This is a genomic window from Flavobacterium defluvii, assembly GCF_900129555.1.
Lineage (GTDB): Bacteria > Bacteroidota > Bacteroidia > Flavobacteriales > Flavobacteriaceae > Flavobacterium > Flavobacterium defluvii.
The window spans coordinates 155399-173452 of record NZ_FQWC01000004.1; the positions used below are offsets into that span (position 1 = coordinate 155399).

17 protein-coding genes are annotated in these 18054 nt (G+C 34.3%); 15 read left to right on the forward strand and 2 right to left on the reverse strand.

Translation table 11 applies throughout. The annotated features are described in order from the left end of the window. The first annotated feature begins 70 nt into the window (after nucleotides 1-70). The 4 genes from BUC29_RS11110 (at nucleotide 71) to BUC29_RS11125 (ending at nucleotide 3864) form a co-directional block, all read left to right on the forward strand. On the forward strand, nucleotides 71-511 hold the full coding sequence (locus BUC29_RS11110) for a GlcG/HbpS family heme-binding protein (protein WP_139260486.1): 441 nt from the start codon (nucleotides 71-73) through the stop codon (nucleotides 509-511). 206 nt (nucleotides 512-717) lie between these two features. Then, a complete protein-coding gene (gene mgrA / locus BUC29_RS11115) occupies nucleotides 718-1713 on the forward strand; it encodes an L-glyceraldehyde 3-phosphate reductase (protein ID WP_073416250.1) in 996 nt (331 codons plus the stop codon). 28 nt (nucleotides 1714-1741) lie between these two features. Continuing rightward, nucleotides 1742-3205 carry a glycoside hydrolase family 30 protein gene (locus tag BUC29_RS11120; protein WP_073416251.1) on the forward strand — a complete coding sequence of 488 codons (1464 nt, stop codon included), beginning with the start codon at nucleotides 1742-1744 and terminating at the stop codon, nucleotides 3203-3205. A gap of 17 nt (nucleotides 3206-3222) precedes the next feature. After that, a complete protein-coding gene (locus BUC29_RS11125) occupies nucleotides 3223-3864 on the forward strand; it encodes a delta endotoxin C-terminal domain-containing protein (RefSeq protein ID WP_073416252.1) in 642 nt (213 codons plus the stop codon). 84 nt (nucleotides 3865-3948) lie between these two features. Here BUC29_RS11125 and BUC29_RS11130 read toward each other — a convergent pair whose 3' ends face one another. After that, nucleotides 3949-4971: a hypothetical protein gene (locus BUC29_RS11130; RefSeq protein ID WP_073416253.1), complete on the reverse strand. Its 1023-nt coding sequence runs from the start codon at nucleotides 4969-4971 to the stop codon at nucleotides 3949-3951. Nucleotides 4972-5171: 200 nt separating this feature from the next. Here BUC29_RS11130 and BUC29_RS11135 point away from each other — a divergent pair, with 200 nt between their 5' ends. The 8 genes from BUC29_RS11135 (at nucleotide 5172) to BUC29_RS11170 (ending at nucleotide 12641) form a co-directional block, all read left to right on the forward strand. Then, nucleotides 5172-5687 (forward strand): RNA polymerase sigma factor, encoded by a 516-nt coding sequence (locus BUC29_RS11135; RefSeq protein WP_073416254.1) that lies wholly within the window; start codon nucleotides 5172-5174, stop codon nucleotides 5685-5687. Nucleotides 5688-5738: 51 nt separating this feature from the next. Then, nucleotides 5739-6638 (forward strand): FecR family protein, encoded by a 900-nt coding sequence (locus BUC29_RS11140; protein ID WP_073416255.1) that lies wholly within the window; start codon nucleotides 5739-5741, stop codon nucleotides 6636-6638. 27 nt (nucleotides 6639-6665) lie between these two features. Further along, nucleotides 6666-9170 carry a carboxypeptidase-like regulatory domain-containing protein gene (locus tag BUC29_RS11145; RefSeq protein WP_244160820.1) on the forward strand — a complete coding sequence of 835 codons (2505 nt, stop codon included), beginning with the start codon at nucleotides 6666-6668 and terminating at the stop codon, nucleotides 9168-9170. A 288-nt stretch (nucleotides 9171-9458) separates the two neighbouring features. After that, the gene (locus BUC29_RS11150; protein WP_073416257.1) at nucleotides 9459-10370 is read left to right on the forward strand and encodes a COG4315 family predicted lipoprotein; all 912 of its coding nucleotides are present in this window, start codon (nucleotides 9459-9461) and stop codon (nucleotides 10368-10370) included. A gap of 112 nt (nucleotides 10371-10482) precedes the next feature. After that, complete coding sequence (locus tag BUC29_RS11155; RefSeq protein WP_073416258.1) at nucleotides 10483-10878, forward strand: OB-fold protein; 396 nt, start codon at nucleotides 10483-10485, stop codon at nucleotides 10876-10878. A gap of 2 nt (nucleotides 10879-10880) precedes the next feature. Continuing rightward, nucleotides 10881-11723 (forward strand): DUF5777 family beta-barrel protein, encoded by an 843-nt coding sequence (locus tag BUC29_RS11160; protein ID WP_073416433.1) that lies wholly within the window; start codon nucleotides 10881-10883, stop codon nucleotides 11721-11723. Nucleotides 11724-11733: 10 nt separating this feature from the next. Beyond that, the gene (locus tag BUC29_RS11165) at nucleotides 11734-12084 is read left to right on the forward strand and encodes a hypothetical protein (RefSeq protein WP_073416259.1); all 351 of its coding nucleotides are present in this window, start codon (nucleotides 11734-11736) and stop codon (nucleotides 12082-12084) included. 11 nt (nucleotides 12085-12095) lie between these two features. Then, a complete protein-coding gene (locus BUC29_RS11170; RefSeq protein WP_073416260.1) occupies nucleotides 12096-12641 on the forward strand; it encodes a YceI family protein in 546 nt (181 codons plus the stop codon). Nucleotides 12642-12711: 70 nt separating this feature from the next. Here the strand turns inward: BUC29_RS11170 and BUC29_RS11175 are convergent, their stop codons facing one another. Continuing rightward, on the reverse strand, nucleotides 12712-13692 hold the full coding sequence (locus BUC29_RS11175) for an aldo/keto reductase (protein WP_073416261.1): 981 nt from the start codon (nucleotides 13690-13692) through the stop codon (nucleotides 12712-12714). A 178-nt stretch (nucleotides 13693-13870) separates the two neighbouring features. On the opposite strand from BUC29_RS11175, the gene BUC29_RS11180 reads away from it, so the two are divergent. From BUC29_RS11180 to BUC29_RS11190, 3 genes are all read left to right on the forward strand, one after another. Continuing rightward, nucleotides 13871-14767 (forward strand): helix-turn-helix domain-containing protein, encoded by an 897-nt coding sequence (locus tag BUC29_RS11180; RefSeq protein WP_073416262.1) that lies wholly within the window; start codon nucleotides 13871-13873, stop codon nucleotides 14765-14767. A 4-nt stretch (nucleotides 14768-14771) separates the two neighbouring features. Further along, nucleotides 14772-16346 carry a Na+/H+ antiporter gene (locus BUC29_RS11185; protein ID WP_073416263.1) on the forward strand — a complete coding sequence of 525 codons (1575 nt, stop codon included), beginning with the start codon at nucleotides 14772-14774 and terminating at the stop codon, nucleotides 16344-16346. 224 nt (nucleotides 16347-16570) lie between these two features. Further along, a complete protein-coding gene (locus BUC29_RS11190) occupies nucleotides 16571-18037 on the forward strand; it encodes a glycoside hydrolase family 130 protein (RefSeq protein WP_073416264.1) in 1467 nt (488 codons plus the stop codon). Nucleotides 18038-18054 lie beyond the last annotated feature (17 nt).

Below are 18054 nucleotides of genomic sequence, written 5' to 3' on the forward strand. Positions count from 1 at the left end.
ATCTAGTTTAAGAAATTAGGAAACAAAATATTTCATCTTTGAAATCCCTAACAATTTACAAATCAAAATAATGAATGATCAAATTCTACACTTAAGAATTGCTCTGGCTTTATTGGCTATTGAAGATCTGATTCCTGGCTATATGGAAATTCAGGAAGACAAAGTAATTTCAAATGGAAATGTAGCAGTATGCATTATCGACGAAGAAGGAACCGTTTACGGCCGCATGTACGGAAATGACAAAGCCAGAAAAAGACAATCGTATAAAATTGCCTGGACAAAAGCCAGTCAGGTTTGGCTTACCGGAGTAAAAACAGGCGATTATGAAAAATTGGTTTTTAATAATATTGTAGACGAAAACGCAAACGGAATCGATGCTCCGGATCTTATTGGCTGGCAGGGCGGACAACCTTTGACTTTGTCTGACGGAACAAAACTTTCTGTTGGTTTCAGCGGATTTAGAGGGGTTTCTGATTTAGAAATTGTAATAAAAGCATTCAAAAAAATATAATAACCAACTTGTTGAATATAACAAACAGATATTTTTTAACACATAGAAACATAGGTTTATAAGTATTTAAAAAAGATTTAAAAAAATAATAAATTATTCACACATAGCTTATGTTTACTAATGCAAGTGAAACGCCTTTATACACTAATAAAATCTATGTTTCTATGTGTTTAAAAATTATACTTCAAAACAATTAAAATTAAAAAATGAGCTACATACCTGATTCAAACCGATATCAAAAAATGGAATACCGTCGCTGTGGAAACAGCGGATTAATGCTTCCTGCCCTTTCTCTTGGGTTGTGGCACAACTTTGGCGCGATCGACAGTATCGAAAACGCCCGAAACATTTTACACACTGCTTTTGACAATGGCATTTGTCATTTTGATTTAGCTAATAATTATGGTCCGCCGGCGGGATCTGCAGAGCAAACTTTTGGACAATTATTCAAAGAAGATTTCAAACCTTTCCGTGATGAACTTGTTATTTCCAGCAAAGCCGGATGGCCTATGTGGGACGGGCCCTATGGTGACTGGGGATCAAAAAAACATTTAATTGCGAGTTTAGACCAAAGCCTTTCCCGTCTCGGATTAGATTATGTCGATATTTTTTATCATCATAGACCAGACCCAAATACACCATTAGAAGAAACCATGGCGACACTAGATTTAATTGTTCGTCAGGGAAAAGCACTTTATGTGGGAATTTCAAGTTACAATCCCGAAGAAACCCAAAAAGCAACTAACATTTTAAAAGAATTAGGAACACCATGCTTAATTCATCAGCCTAAATATTCTATGCTGGAACGTACTATTGAAGATGGCTTACTGGATGTTTTGGAACTTAACGGAGTTGGCAGCATCGCTTTTTCGCCTTTGGCACAAGGACTTCTTACGAATAAATATTTAAACGGAATTCCTGAAAATTCAAGAGCAAACGCACACCGCGGAAACGGAGCAATTGAACAGGATGCCATTACACCAGAAAATATTGCAAAAGTTCGTCAGCTAAATGAAATGGCTTTAGAACGCGGGCAGAGTCTGGCGCAAATGGCTTTGTCATGGGTTTTAAAAGACAATCGAATCAGTTCGGTAATCATTGGCGCAAGCAGACCAGAGCAGGTTTTAGATTCTGTTGGATGTCTTAAAAATACTGCTTTTTCTGTAGACGAACTTCAGAAAATCGATAGTATTCTAGCTTAAAAATGATATTAACTATTTAACCATAATTATGAAAATATACCAATTCAATACATGCCTGACCATCATGTTATCCGGTTTTCTGGCGGCGGGTTTATCGGCGCAGAAAAAACAGACCAAAGCGACTGATTATAAAAGTGTAACGGTTTTTGTAACGGCAAAAAACACCGATAATAAATTAACTAAAACTGAAACTTTATCGTTTTTTGACAAACCTCAGCCTACGGAAAAAGAAACTTCTGTTTTTGTTGATCCATCAAAAACCTACCAAACTTTATTGGGAATTGGCGGCGCACTTACAGATGCTTCTGCAGAAGTTTTTTATGCGCTTCCAAAAGATAAACAAGAAGAAATCCTGACCGCTTATTACGATAAAGAGAAAGGGATTGGCTATACTTTGGCCAGAACCAATATGCAAAGTTGTGATTTCTCAAGTGACATTTACAGTTATATTGCCGAAGGTGACAAAGACTTAAAAACCTTCGACATCAGCCACGACAGAAAATACAGAATTCCGTTGATTAAAGAAGCAATTGCAAAAGCCGGAGGAAAATTAACTTTATACGCTTCGCCATGGAGTCCGCCGGCATGGATGAAAACCAATAATAATGTTTTACAGGGCGGTTCTTTAAAACCAGAGTACCACCAAAGCTGGGCTAACTTTTTTGTAAAATTTATTAATGAATACGAAAAAGAAGGAATTCCTATTTGGGGTTACACCGTTCAGAACGAACCAATGGCGGTTCAAAAATGGGAATCTTGCATTTTTACAGCCGAAGAAGAACGTGACTTTATCAAAAACTTTCTTGGCCCAACGATGCAAAAAGCCGGAATGTCTAAAAAGAAACTGATTATGTGGGATCACAATCGTGATTTAATGTATCAGCGTGTCAGCACGGTTTTAGAAGATAAAGATGCTGCCAAATATGTTTGGGGAATTGGATATCACTGGTACGAAGACTGGTTGAAAAACGGAATGAACTTTGAAGGTGAACGCCGCGTTGCAGAAGCTTTTCCTTATAAACCACTTATTCTTACTGAAGGCTGCGCTGCAGATTTTGACCAAAAATTATTGACTGAATGGAGTTACGGTGAAAAATACGGAATGTCGATGATTAACGATTTTAATATCGGAACGGTTGCCTGGACAGACTGGAATATTTTGCTTGATGCAAAAGGCGGACCAAATCATGTTCAGAACTTTTGTATGTCGCCTATTCACGCTGATTTAAAAACCGGAAAACTGATTTATACAAACGGATATTATTATTTAGGACATTTTTCCAAATTTATTAAACCGGGCGCAAAACGTATCGCTTGTAATTCGAGCAGTAATAAACTTTTGTCAACAGCTTTTGTAAATCAGGATAATAATCTTGAAGTTGTGGTTATGAACCAATCTGAGAATGATGTAGAATATTTTCTATGGATAAAAGGAAAAGCTTCGAAAATAACAAGTCCGGCGCATTCTATCGCAACTTTAGAAATACGTTAATTTTAAAATTGGCTACTATGAAAAAAGTATTGTTATTTCTGAATTTGGTTGTTTTGATGAGTTGTATTTCTGCTTTTGCACAAACATCAAAATCGTATAAAAAACAGCAGATTCCCGGAAAAATAGAATGCGAGTTTTATGATTTGGGAGGTGAAGGAATTGCGTATCACGATACGGATGAGGTGAATAACGGAAGTGGGAAACTGAATCCGGTAAACGGAAATCCTTTAAACGAATTCAGAATAAAAGAAGGTGTTGATATTTCGTATACCAAAACAGATAGTATTGACGACACGCCTTATACCAAAGTTCCGATTAAAATGAAACAGCTTTATGTAGGCTGGACACAGCCAACGGAATGGATTAATTATACGGTTGAGGTTAAAAAATCCGGCACTTATAAAATTGGTGTTTTATATACCGCAAATGGTGACGGATTAATTTCGATTGCTGTAAACGGAAAAGACACCACAGGAAACATGAAAATTGTTTCTACACACGACGATAATGATCCTGTTGCCTGGAGACAATGGCATCATTGGAACAGTTTAGAAAATATTGGAACGATTACATTAGAAAAAGGAACACAATTGCTCACATTGCATATCGTAGAAAACGGTAATATGAATTTAGATTATTTGACCTTTACGCCCTATTAATAATGATTTATGATTAGTTAACTCCGAATTCTGGCCGTATAATTCAAACCAAATTGTACGGTCAGTTTTCATTTTTAATCTAATTTATTGTTTTTCAAAGTAAAGATAATTCGTGCTGGCGCTTACATCTCGAAGTCGGATTTGCGAATTATTAAATTCAAACAATTTCCAGCTGTTATTTAAATTTCCAAGTAATACCGAACCAAAAGTCAGTTTTAATTCTCTAACATTATTTTGAACCGAAGTTTCCCATTGACCAGTTTCACTAGCCGCGCCTTTTGAAGCAACGACCGTATTATCACTTTTAAATACAAATGAATATCCGCTGTAAGCTGAAGTTTTTTCAGAATCATTAAAATAATACGGAATTTCCCAGGAACCTTTTGTAATAACATTATTCAAATCCAGCGATACAATATTGTTTTCAGGGCAGTAATCGATCGCATATTTTATGGCATTTTCGAAATCTAAATTGCTTGTAACTGATTTTGTCTGCCCCTGATAATCGACAATAGAAATTGGATATTTTAAAGAAATATACTGACTCGCATTGAGATTTTTTATAAAATTAAAAAAAGCCTGATCGCTTATTATTGTCTGAGAACTTCCGGCCTGAGTGGCGCTGTTGTAGATATTTATTGTTATCGGATAATTAATATTGAGTCCGTTAATTTTAGAAAGAAGATCAGGATATTGGTTCCAATAATCGATTAAAGTATCAAAATCAGCCTGATTCGGAATTTGTTTTTGAATATAATTATAATAGATCATCGTTACCGGAAAATCTATTTTTACAATATCATCATCGTAATTGTTTGCATTGATATTGTCTATCACTTTTTGATAATCTGCAGTAGTATTTACGGCAATTTGAGTGTTGTTTACGGTAACTGTATACGGCAGTTTTATAGTACAGTAAGTCGAACCGTCGATTACATTGTCCTGCACCGTGGGCACCATGGCAACTCTTTGGAGATAAGACGTAAGAGGCGAAGCACTTGTAATTGTTCCCTGTGCAGTATTATCCTGATCGTCAGATTCATTTTGGCAGGATAACAAGACAAGTAAAACTGCTGTTATTGATAAATATTTTTTAAAAGGGAACATATTTATATTTTTACAAAGGTAATAAATTTTAAGAAACTGTTTTTTAATAAATTCGTCTTCAAAAGGTTCTGTTTCATATTCTTAATTTAAAATTATTACTCGAAATTAGTATTTCGTGTTTCTATAAAACAATCAGCTGCGCTTTTACCCTACTTAAACTAAAAACAAATACTTTTGCATCATACCAATCACAAATATAAATGCCAACTAAAAACCAATCAGACACTTGCGACGAAATAATTTTTTCGTCATTTTTTAAAAGCCATGTAAAAGCGCTTCGAAATTTTCTGCTTTATAAGTTTGGAAATGCCGAACTGGCCGAAGATGTAACGCAGGAAGCTTTTGTAAAACTTTGGCAAAACTGTGCTGCTGTGCCGCTTGAAAAAGCAAAGTCTTATGTATATACCATTGCAAACAACAGCAGTCTAAACCACATTGCACATCAAAAAGTAGTTTTAAAATACGAAAAAAACTTCACGGGTTTGGATAAAACCAATGAAAGTCCCGAATATCTTTTGGAAGAAAAACAATTTCAGACAAAACTTTTAAAAGCCATCGAAAACTTAAACGAAAAACAACGCGTTGCTTTTTTAATGCACAGAATAGATGGAAAGAAATACAGCGAAATCGCTTTAGAACTGGATATCAGCGTGAAAGCGGTAGAAAAAAGGATTCATCTCGCGTTGTTAAGTCTGCGTAAAGAAATTGATTTATAAAAAGTAGGGTAAAATAAGATCTAATTGTTTTAATTATAATAGCACAACAAAATGAAAAAAAATCGCTTACTGGCAAAATGGCTCAACGATGATTTATCTCCGGATGAACTGGCTGAATTTGAGGCAAGCCCAGATTTTGAAAAATATCAAAAAATCAAAAATTATACAGTTCATTTAGAAGTTGATAGTTTTGATGAAAATGTTATGCTGTCTAATATTCTAAGTCAGAAAAAAGCGGGTCAAAAAGTCATTCCGCTATACAAAAACTGGATATTTAGAGCGGCGGCAATATTTGTTTTGGCATTGGGAATAACCTTTGCAATGAAGTTTTTTGTGTCTGAAACCGAAACGGCAGATTTTGGAAAAAAGACCACTTTTTCATTGCCTGACAATTCTGAAGTTGTATTAAACTCGGGTTCTGAAATAAATTATAAAAAATGGGACTGGGATAATCACAGGCACCTGGATTTAAAAGGTGAAGCTTATTTTAGAGTGGCAAAAGGTAAAAAATTTGAAGTCGAAACGAATCTTGGAAAAGTAACGGTTTTAGGAACGCAGTTTAACGTAAAAGCCAGAAAAAACAGATTTGATGTCGTGTGTTACGAAGGTCGCGTAAAAGTAAATTATGCTAAAACTCAAATTTTATTAACGCACGGACAAAGCGTGAGTTTTGAAAACGGAAAACAGATTAACATTACTGTACATACAGCACAACCGGAATGGATCGAAAACCAAATAGGTTTCTATAAAGAAGATATCAAAAGTATTCTTGACGAAGTTGAAAGACAATATAACATTCAAATAGAATTAAATACAAAAGACACAACATCATTATTTACAGGGAAATTGCCCGCTAAAGATTTAAATACAGCCTTGCAGATTATTAGTACAACGTATCGCTTAGAGGCCAGACAAGTCTCAAAAAATAAAATAATTTTTGACGAAAAATAAATGTTGCTCCCCAAACAATTTCATTTTTTGTTTTTTCTTTTTTTCCTTGTCCTAAATAGTTTTGCTCAGGACAAAGGGAAACTTGTGCCTTTTAAAAAAATAATAATTGATATTGAAAAACAGCATCAGGTTAGCTTTAATTATACCGAAGATAATATTGCCGGACAGGAATTAATTCCACCAAAAAAGTCGCTTTCCTTAGAACAAAAACTTGAATATCTGGCCGAAAAAACGCATTTGTCTTTTGAAAATATTGGAAATAAATTCATCAATATATATAAAAGAGAAAATGAATCTCAAATAATCTGCGGTTATGTTTTTTCTTCTACCGATAAAAAACCTATTGAAAACGCAAATATTAATCTGTCAAATAAAAATCAGGTTACAACAAATTCAAACGGTTATTTTGAGTTTAAAGAAGAAGATGCCGAAATATTTTTCATTAGTCACGTAGGTTTTGTTACAAAAAAAATTGTAACCGTAAATCCCAATTCTAAAAACTGTCTTCAAATACTATTAGAACCTGAAATTACCGAACTCAAAGAAATTAAAACAAATGCTATACTGGCTTCGGGAATTTCGAAAAACAAAGACGGTTCTTTTGAAATCAAACCCAAGAAATTTGGTATTCTTCCGGGACTTATAGAACCCGACGCTTTGCAAACGATGCAGCAAATTCCAGGTGTAAACAGTATAGACGAAAGTGTTTCGAGTATCAATGTGCGCGGCGGCACGCACGATCAGAATTTATTTTTGTGGAATGGAATCAGAATGTTTCAAACGGGACATTTTTTTGGTTTAATATCGGCATTCAATCCTAATTTAGCACATACGATTTCGATTTATAAAAACGGAAGTTCTGCTTTTTACGGAGAAAGTGTATCGAGCGTTGTTGCGATTTCTTCTACACCAGAAACGGCTGAGAAAAACTCGTTTAGCGCAGGTATCAATATGATCAATGCTGATGTTTACGGAAAATACAATCTTTCTAAAAAAAGTTATATAGAAGTTGCTGCCCGTAAATCAATTACTGATTTTGTAGAAACTCCAACTTACAAGGAATATTTCAATAAAGTATTTCAAAACACAACCATTACTGATTTTTCAGATAAACAAAATGTCGATTATCGCAGCGACAAGAAATTTAATTTTTATGACGTTACCCTAAAATATGCGCAAAAAATAGGGATCAAAGATCAAATCATTTTAGATTTAATTACAATAAAAGACAATCTTGAGGTTTTTCAGAGTGCTACTTTTTACGATATAAACAGATCTGAAAATAATATTTTACGTCAGCAGAATTATGGCGGAAATCTAGCCTGGAAACGAAACTGGAACGATTTCAACACTACTAAAGTCAATGTTTATAATTCGGCTTACGAACTTTTGGGCAATCAGTCTAACAGCGAAGGACAAATTGTAATTCAGGAAAATACAGTAAATAATAACGGAATCAATCTTGAAAATAATCATATCATTAATTCTAAATTTACTTTTAATGACGGTTATCAGTTTAATGAAATTGGAGTTACTAATCTGGAAAACGTAACAAATCCTGATTTCTATAGAAAAGTAAAAGAAGTGCTGAGAACGCACGCTTTAATTTTGGAAGCAAAATACAACGATACCATTTCCAGAATATATTTTAAAGTGGGAACGCGAATTAATTACATCGAAAAATTTAAAAAATCGATTGTTGAGCCACGCATACAATTTGGTTACGGGATTAATAAAAATCTAAATCTGGAATTACTGGGCGAACTTAAAAGTCAAAACTCGCAGCAAATTATCGACTTGCAGAAAGATTATTTCGGAATTGAAAAAAGACGCTGGATTATTTCAAATAATTCGACAATTCCTATTCAAAAAAGCAGACAGTTATCTTTAAATTTAACTTACATAAAAAATGACTGGCTGTTTGATATCGAGAATTTTTATAAAAAAGTAAACGGAATTACCACTTCGAGCCAGGGTTTTCAAAACCAGTTAGAGTTTGTTAAAACAACCGGCGATTATGAAGTTTGGGGAACAGAAATGCTGGTTCAGAAAAGAATGAACCATTTTCTTACCTGGCTCAGCTACACGTATAATCATAATAATTATCATTTTCCAGATTATGAATACCCAATTTTTCCGAACAATTTTGAGGTAATGCACACAGCGTCGTGGGCGGGAATTTATGAGAAAAATAATTTTAAAATTGCTTTGGGCACAAAGTGGACTTCGGGCAGACCGAAAACTTCGCCTAATAATGCATTAATTGATCCTTCAAATCCTACTTTGGTTTATAATAAACCTAATAATACTAATCTGCATATTTTCTCGCAGATTAACTTTTCTACTACATACAAGTGGGAATCAGAGAATGGGATTCAGTATAAATTAGGAATTTCTATTCTAAATATTCTCAACAGAAAAAACGAAATCAGCGAATATTACAGAATAAGTTCGCTGACAAATTCTATAGAAGAAGTCGAAACTTTTTCCCTGCAAAGAACTCCTAATCTGAGTTTTAGAGTTTCATTATAATTTTCTTCGGGTTCAGATTTTAAAAATCTTACATTTTTTAGAAAAAAAATCAATTCTTTGGTAGGGTAATCTACGTCAAGGCTGTTTTACTATTGAACCTTATCAATAGAATAAAAATGACCGCCTTACAAAACTTCATAAAATATCACGAAGGCTTTTTCTTTTACGACAGTTCGTAGTAAAACGATATGTAAAAAAGAAACCGCTTCCTGATAGTAATCAAACAATACACTTTACGCCTTTGTAAAGTTCATTTTACCCCTTTGAATTAACTTAAATTAAAACACGATGAAATTAAAACAACTTAAATTCGCTGCAGCTCTTATAATCACAACATTTTTTGTAAGCTGTAGTAGTGACAATGGAGACAATGGAGATAATGGAAACAATAATCCTCCTCCAACTTCTGAAGTTAAAAAAGAAGTTACCCTTGCAACAAGCGCCACACTAGGTTCTTATCTGGTTGATAAAGACGGAAGATCTTTATACTTTTTCTCAACTGATGCAAACGGACAAGTATCTTGTACTGGCGGATGTGAAAAAGTTTGGCCTGCATTTTATGTAGATAATTTAACTGCCGAAAAATTAGGTACAGGATTAACTTTATCTGATTTTGGAACTGTAACCACTCCATCTTCTAAAAAACAATTAACTTATAAAGGATGGCCTTTATATTACTATGCTCCAAGTTCAGATGATGGCTATGGTAACGCAACCAACAAACTGGAAGAACCAGGAAAAACAACCGGAGATGGAGTTGGCGGTGTTTGGTTTATCGCAAAACCTGATTATTCGATCATGATTGTGAGAAGCCAGCTAAAAGGACATGATGGTAAAAACTACAAATCAGATTATACAGTTGGTGATGGTTTGACAACTTACTTCACAGATGGTGACGGTATCACATTGTATACTTATGTAAATGATAATTTCAAGAAAAACAATTTTACAAAAGAAGATTTTTCAAACAATGCAGTATGGCCAATATATGAAACAACAAAGATTGTAGTGCCTTCTATTCTTGATAAATCTAAATTCTCAGTAATTACTGTTTTTGGTAAATCTCAATTGGTTTATAACGGCTGGCCATTATATTATTTTGGACAAGATGCCGGAGTAATGGGTGCAAACAAAGGAATTAGTTTCCCAAGTCCAGGCATTTGGCCGGTTCCTGTAAAAGATATTCCGCTTGCGATCTAAAAAATCAAAACGTAATCTATTTCAAATTAGTTCAGTTTCTATTGGACTAATTTGAAATAATATAAAACATAATTCTGGTACACTGCCGTAAAATTTAAATTAGAAAATTGACATGAGTAAACGAAAAATCACAATTTTGGCAGTATTGCTTTTGGTAAGTTTTGGACCGTATTATATCTACCAAAATATTATTTATAAAGATGCCAGAGACATCAATAATGAAAAATCAATACTTACCATTTCTGCCCATAATTTAGAAAATCAATATGCACAAAATTCTTCGCAGGCAGACTCAAAATACTTAAATAAAACAATTGAGATTGAAGGAATAGTTACAGAAGTTACTGACTCTTCAATGGTAATTGACGGGAAAGTATTTTGTAAAATGAATCAAACAGTAAAAAAGAATTTTACGGATAAGCCCATCAATATAAAAGGAAGATGTATTGGGTTTGATGACTTGTTCGAAATCGTAAAATTGGATCAATGCAGTATACAACAACACTAAATATGAAAAAAATATTCTTAATAGCCAGCTTTTTAATCTGCTTGTATGCAAATGCACAAGATGATTTACTTTCGAGTCTGGATTCAACACAAGTTGTAGATAAAAATGCTACGGCAACTTTTAAAGGTCTGCAGATTATAACATTGCAATCGACAAAACTAGCTGCCAAAAAAGAGCTATATATTGTTATATCGCATCGATTTGGTTCTGTAAAAGGCGGAATTTCTGAGTTTTTTGGTTTTGATGATGCAACCACGAAAATTGGCGGAATTTATGGTGTAACCGATTGGCTTTCTGTAAGCGCATCTCGTCATACCCTTTTAAAAATTTATGAAACTTCGGTTAAATATAGACTGGCCAGGCAAAACGATCAATTTCCGTTTGACATTGTAGGTTATAACACTATTGATATTAACAGCGGATTAAAAAAAGATGATTATCCTAAAATTGAATTTTCGGACCGATTGACATACGTAAACCAGCTTTTGATTTCGAGAAAATTCTCTGATAAATTATCGTTGGAATTAGCCCCGTCATACATTCATAAAAACTTATACAATCCGGATAATGAAAACGATAATCAATTTACATTGAGTGCCGGCGGAAGATTAAAATTAACCAAAAGACTTTCTCTAAATCTTGAATACGGTGAAAATTTCAACAAACCTGATTTTTACAATAATCCTCTTTCTGTAGGATTAGACATTGAAACTGGCGGTCATATTTTTCAGTTAATTTTTACCAATTCGCAATCTATGACAGAAAGTGGTTATTTAACCAATGCTACGGGAGATTGGGGAAAAGGCGATTTTTTCTTTGGATTTAATTTATATAGAGTTTTTTAAAATATACAATATGAAAAAATATATTCTTTTATCAGGTCTTATTTTGTCTTTATATAGCTGTGAGTCTAATACTTACGAAAGTCTGGAAGAACCAGAGGTTATAACAGGACCGGTTACCTACACCGCAAACGTAAAATCGATTATTGATGCCAATTGTGCAGCCTGTCATAATTCTGAAGCCGAAATCATACCGCTCGAAACGTATGCTCAGGTTAAGAGCGCCGTTTTAAACACAAATTTATTAGACAGAATTCAGCGCCAAAATGGTACACCGGGACAAATGCCAAAAGCAGGAAGAATGTCTCAGGATAAAATCAATACAATTCTGCAATGGAGTACAGACGGATTGTTAGAAAATTAAATCGATAGAAAATGAAAAAACGAATTGTACTGCTGTTTTTGTTTATTGGAATATTTCATGTTTCGGCACAAAAATATGCAACAAAAACAGGGAATTTAAAATTTGAAGCTTCGGTTGAATCTTTTGAAGAAGTTGCTGCAGAAAACAAAAACACCTCTGCCATTTTAGATTCGGGAACGGGAGATATTGCTGTCTTGACATTAATGAAAGGATTTCGTTTTAAGGTAACTTTGATGGAAGAGCATTTTAACGAAAATTATGTAGAATCAGATAAATTTCCAAAAGCTTCTTTTAAAGGAAAAATTGAAGATTTTGATGTTTCCAAACTTTCAACGGCAGCTAAAACCGTTAAAATTTCCGGAGATCTGACCTTACACGGAAGAATAAAGAAAGTTACTGTAAATGCTAAAATTTCAAATGCAGATGACAAGATTACAGTAATCGGAAATTTTGAGGTAAAAGCAGAAGATTTTAATATTGAAATCCCAAAACTGGTCAGCAAAAAAGTAGCTGATAAAGTAAAAGTAAGTTTCAATCTTCCGCTTACAAAAATGTAAATTTTTAGTTCATGGTTAGTTACTTTAAAAGTGCTAAATTTTTCAATTTAGCACTTTTATATTTTTAGGATTACTTACCTGTTGTCTGTTGAATATGAGACGGATAACGATCTCCCTGAATGGCAGTCTGCGCAAAAGCATCATCAATTTTTTTAACATCTTCTGCAGATAGATTAATAGAAGCGCCGCCAATATTTTCGGTTAATCGGTTAGATTTTGTAGTTCCCGGAATTGGAGCGATCCAGGGTTTTTGTGCCAAAAGCCAGCCTAATGCGATCTGTGCAGGAGTTGCTTGTTTTTGAGAAGCAATAGCAGACAATAAATCAACTAATTTTTGATTTGCTTTTCGGTTTTCTTCACTAAATCGAGGCAGATTATTTCTAAAATCTGTTGCTTCAAAACTGGTACTTTCTGTAATTGCTCCTGTTAAAAATCCTCTTCCTAGTGGACTAAACGGGACAAAACCAATTCCTAATTCTTCTAATACCGGCAAAACTTCTAATTCTGGTTCTCTCCACCAAATAGAATATTCGCTTTGCAAGGCTGAAACAGGCAAAACGGCATTTGCTTTTCTGATTGTTGCAGCACCTGCTTCAGAAAGTCCAAAATATTTTACCTTTCCTTCTTGTATAAGATCTTTAACCGTTCCGGCAACATCTTCAATCGGTACATTTTGATCAACTCTGTGCTGGTAAAATAAATCAATAACATCTGTTTTTAAACGTCGTAAAGATTCTTCGGCAACTGCTCTGATATTTTCCGGTCGGCTGTCTTGTCCGTTAAATGCACGCCCGTCTTTAAAACCAAATTTAGTGGCAATTACTACCTCTTTTCTAAAAGGAGCCGAAGCCTCTCCTACCAATTCTTCATTTTCAATACCATAAGCTTCTGCAGTATCAAAAAAGTTAATTCCCTGTTCGTATGCTTCTCTGATTATTTTTATCCCGTGTTGTTTATCTACCGCTGTACCGTAAGCAAAACTTAATCCCATACAGCCAAGTCCTAATGCAGAAACCTCTAATCCTTGCGTTCCTAATTTTCTCTTTTCCATAATTTTATTTATATAAAAGTTTATTGTTATTTTTAACAGTACAAATTTCCTTTAATAAAACCAGCTGAATATTATACAGATTACTGCTATTATAACCATTTTTACTGATTAAGATAATCACACTAAGTTATTAATAATCTGAATAGTATATTTGTTTGGCTAATTTTATAAACAAATTATGGAACATAGTATTAAACTCGAAAAAGTTACGCAGTATAATCAGTTAAAAGGTGTAGAAACACAGCACCCTTTAATAAGCGTTTTTGATAATACAAATAGTAAAGCATTGCCCAATAATACCCGATTACATTTTAATTTTTATGCCATATTTTTAAAGGCCGGCCATTGCGGTGAATTAAAATACGGACGCAATAATTATGATTATGATGACGGCACAATGGTTTTTGTTGCACCCGGACAAATACTGGAAGTGAGCAATACAGATAATTATAAATCTACAGGTTTGACCTTACTTTTTCATCCTGATTTTATAAAAGGAACCGCGCTGGCCAAAAACATAAACCAATATTCTTTCTTTTCTTATGATTCGCACGAGGCACTTCATTTGTCTTTAAAAGAGCAGGAAATCATAAAAGACTTATTTAGTAAGCTGGATTATGAATTAAGCCAGTCAATTGACAAACACAGTAAAAACATTATAAGTAATACGATCGAATTGCTTTTAAATCACTGCGTGCGTTTTTACGACCGACAATTTATAACGCGCGAAAATATCAATTCTGATATTTTATCAAAATTTGAAAATTGGTTAAATGATTATTTCGAATCAGAAAAAGCACAAAATACAGGTTTGCCTTCTGTTGGATATTTTGCAGATCTTGTACACCTTTCGCCTAATTATTTTGGAGATTTAATTAAAAAAGAAACCGGAAGGTCGGCTCAGGAACATATTCAGCTTAAACTGATAAATCTGGCCAAAGAACGAATTTTTGATACAGAAAAATCGGTAAGCCAGATCGCTTTTGAATTAGGATTTAAATATCCGCAGCACTTTAATCGAATGTTTAAAAAGAATACCGGCTTCACGCCAATTGAATATAGAAACCTAAACTAAAAGAATGCTTGACAATTTCCCTTTTTATCTTGGTCTGTTAATTATCATTTTATTGCTGATTATGGTCGCCAATAAAATTAAAGTTGCATATCCTGTGCTTCTCGTGCTCGCAGGATTGCTAATTAGTTTTATTCCGGGTGTTCCTGCAATCAACATTGAGCCGGAACTCATCTTTTTTATTTTCCTTCCTCCGTTATTATACGAAGCGGCATGGACAATTTCATGGAAAGAATTGTGGCGCTGGCGACGCATTATTACCAGTTTTGCGTTTATTGTAGTTTTTGTTTCGGCACTTTCGGTTGCACTGGTTGCTAATTATTTTATTCCGGGGTTTTCATTAGCCTTAGGTTTTGTTTTGGGCGGTATTGTATCTCCTCCAGATGCTGTAAGTGCGGGTGCGATTTTGAAATTTGTAAAAGTTCCCAAAACAATGTCTTCAATATTAGAAGGGGAAAGTTTATTGAATGATGCATCTTCCCTGATTATTTTCAGATTTGCGATGATTGCCGTTGCCACAGAACAATTTATATTTTATAAAGCAGCAATAAGTTTCAGCTGGATGGTTTTTGGAGGTGTTGCAATAGGCTTATTAATTGGCTGGCTTTTTATGAAAGCGCACAAATATCTGCCAACCGATGCAAATGCTGATATTGTTTTGTCATTATTAACTCCATACATCATTTATCTCGCTGCCGAAGAAGCTCACAGTTCCGGAGTTTTGGCTGTTGTAAGCTGTGGATTGCTTTTATCTAATAACAGACATCGTTTTCTCAACAGTAAATCTCGTATACAAGGGATAAACGTTTGGGAAAGTTTATGTTTTATTTTAAATGGGTTGGTTTTTATGCTGATCGGGTTAGACTTACCTCAAATTACAAAGGGACTTGAAGAAACAACTCTTTTAAGCGCAATTGGTTACGGTGTATTAATTACGGCTGTTTTAATTGTAAGCCGAATGATATCTTCTTATGGCGCCGTAATTGTCACACTTATTGCCCGAAATTTTATTACAGTTGCAGACAATAGACATCCCGGTTACAAAACTCCATTTATTTTAGGATGGACCGGAATGCGCGGTGTTGTTTCATTAGCGGCAGCATTATCCATTCCCGTTTATTTGAATAACGGCAACGGATTTCCACAGCGAAACCTCATTTTATTTATCACTTTTATTGTTATTCTGCTAACTTTATTAATCCAGGGATTAACGCTTCCTTATTTTATCAGAAAAATTAAATTACCAAACATCTATGATCCCGTTCCTCATGATGAAGCATATCATCAAATAAAACAAGAACTGGCTGAATTTGCGTTGAATTACCTAAGAACCAACTATCAAGATCATGCAGAAAATAATAGTTCATTACAGCATCTTATTCAAAAATGGGAACAGCATATTAAAGGAATCGATGATGAATCAATAAGCCAGGAACTAAAACATATTTATCGTGATTTATTAGACCAGCAAAGAAAATGGCTTATAAATAGAAACAAGGAAGATAAAACTTTAGACGAAGCCATAATACGCAGACAAATGTATTATCTTGATATTGAAGAAGAAAAACTGAGATATCTTTAAGATTTTTTAGTTTCTAAAAAGCGAGCAAAACAGCTGTCTGCAAAGAATTTTAATAAAAAATTAAGTTTTTTTCTTTAACAAAATTATTAACTTGTTATAGAAATAGAAACGATACGCTGATATCGGTCTTAATTTTAAAAGGCATGTTTCTATTTTTTTCTCAGCAAATTAAAGTTTGCAACCTGTAAAATAGCCCGTTTTATTGCAATTAAAAAACCAAAACTATGCGTGTACCCGTTGTTCGAAAAAGTATAAAATTTACCCCGGATTCAAGAAGAGTTGTTGCCCGATATTTTATGAATGGTTATGAACGAACCCAGCAAATGGTGCTTCGCATAATGACCTTAGATGAAAAACAAGTTTTAGAAACCTTAGAGCAGACACTTCGTGAATTTGCCAGACGCCATAGAAATATTTCGGCTGTATTTTTTAGGCACTGCGAAAAAATAAAACCAATAATTGAAGCAATGCAGATTGATTACGAGGCTATGTCTCTCAATCGAAAAATGCTTATAGGTTCTTATTGTACAATGGAATATGCAATAGAATCTGCCGCCATTTTTAATCCGTCAATTGTAGAAGATTTTGATCAGTCGGGTTTAGAAATGGGAGAAAAACGCGTTATTATTTCTTTTCGTGCAACGGGTGAAGGCCACATTTCTTCGATTGTTTTTAGAAGAGGAATTCTTGACCGTGACAACAACCTGCAGATCATGAAAATTGGTCATCATATCGATAAGGCCGAAATCGAACACAAAACCTTATTCAATAAAGAGCGATTTTTAACTAAACTGCTCGAAATGCATACGCAGGACAAATATATTGATCAAATCATGCAGGATCTTCCTGATGAATTTGAATTTGCCGTTTTAAAAAACACTCTAAAAACGGCATTAAGCGATCCTTTGATTCGTCAGGAAAGAAGAGTTGCATTAGAAGAAATACTCTGGCTCGCTAATTCTTTTTATGATTTACAATTTAAACACGATTCTGATATTACAGAACGTGTAATTTTCCCAATATCTGATTCTGAAAGCCGCGGAATCGAAGACGCACGTTTTGTTCGTTTTACCGATGATGATAATTCTGTTCGCGTTATGGCAACATATACGGCTTATAACGGTCATGCTATTTTACCAAAACTCATTTCTACAGAAGATTTCTATTCTTTCAGAGTAATGCCTCTGCATGGTGAAGGCGCTCAAAATAAAAACCTTGCTTTGTTTCCAAGAAAAATAAAAGGAAAATATGCCATGCTTGCCCGTATCGATGGAGTAAACAATTACATCATGTATTCAAATCGCGTTACGCAATGGAATAATCCTGTTTTATTGCAACAGCCACGTTATACCTGGGAACTTACTCAAATAGGAAACTGCGGATCACCGCTATGGACCGAAGAAGGCTGGCTGGTTATTACGCACGGTGTGGGCACAATGCGTCGTTACTGCATTGGTGCATCGCTTTTTGATCTTAATGATCCTTCAAAAGAAATTGGAAGACTCAGCGAACCTTTGCTTTCACCTCTTGAAGACGAACGTGAAGGTTACGTACCAAATGTGGTGTATTCATGCGGAGCTATTATTCACAATAACAGCTTAATATTGCCGTATGCCGTTTCTGACTATTCGTCTACTTATGGTGTTGTAGATTTGGTTGAATTACTGGATGCACTGAAGAAAAGTAAATAGTAAATTTAAAGTCTTTG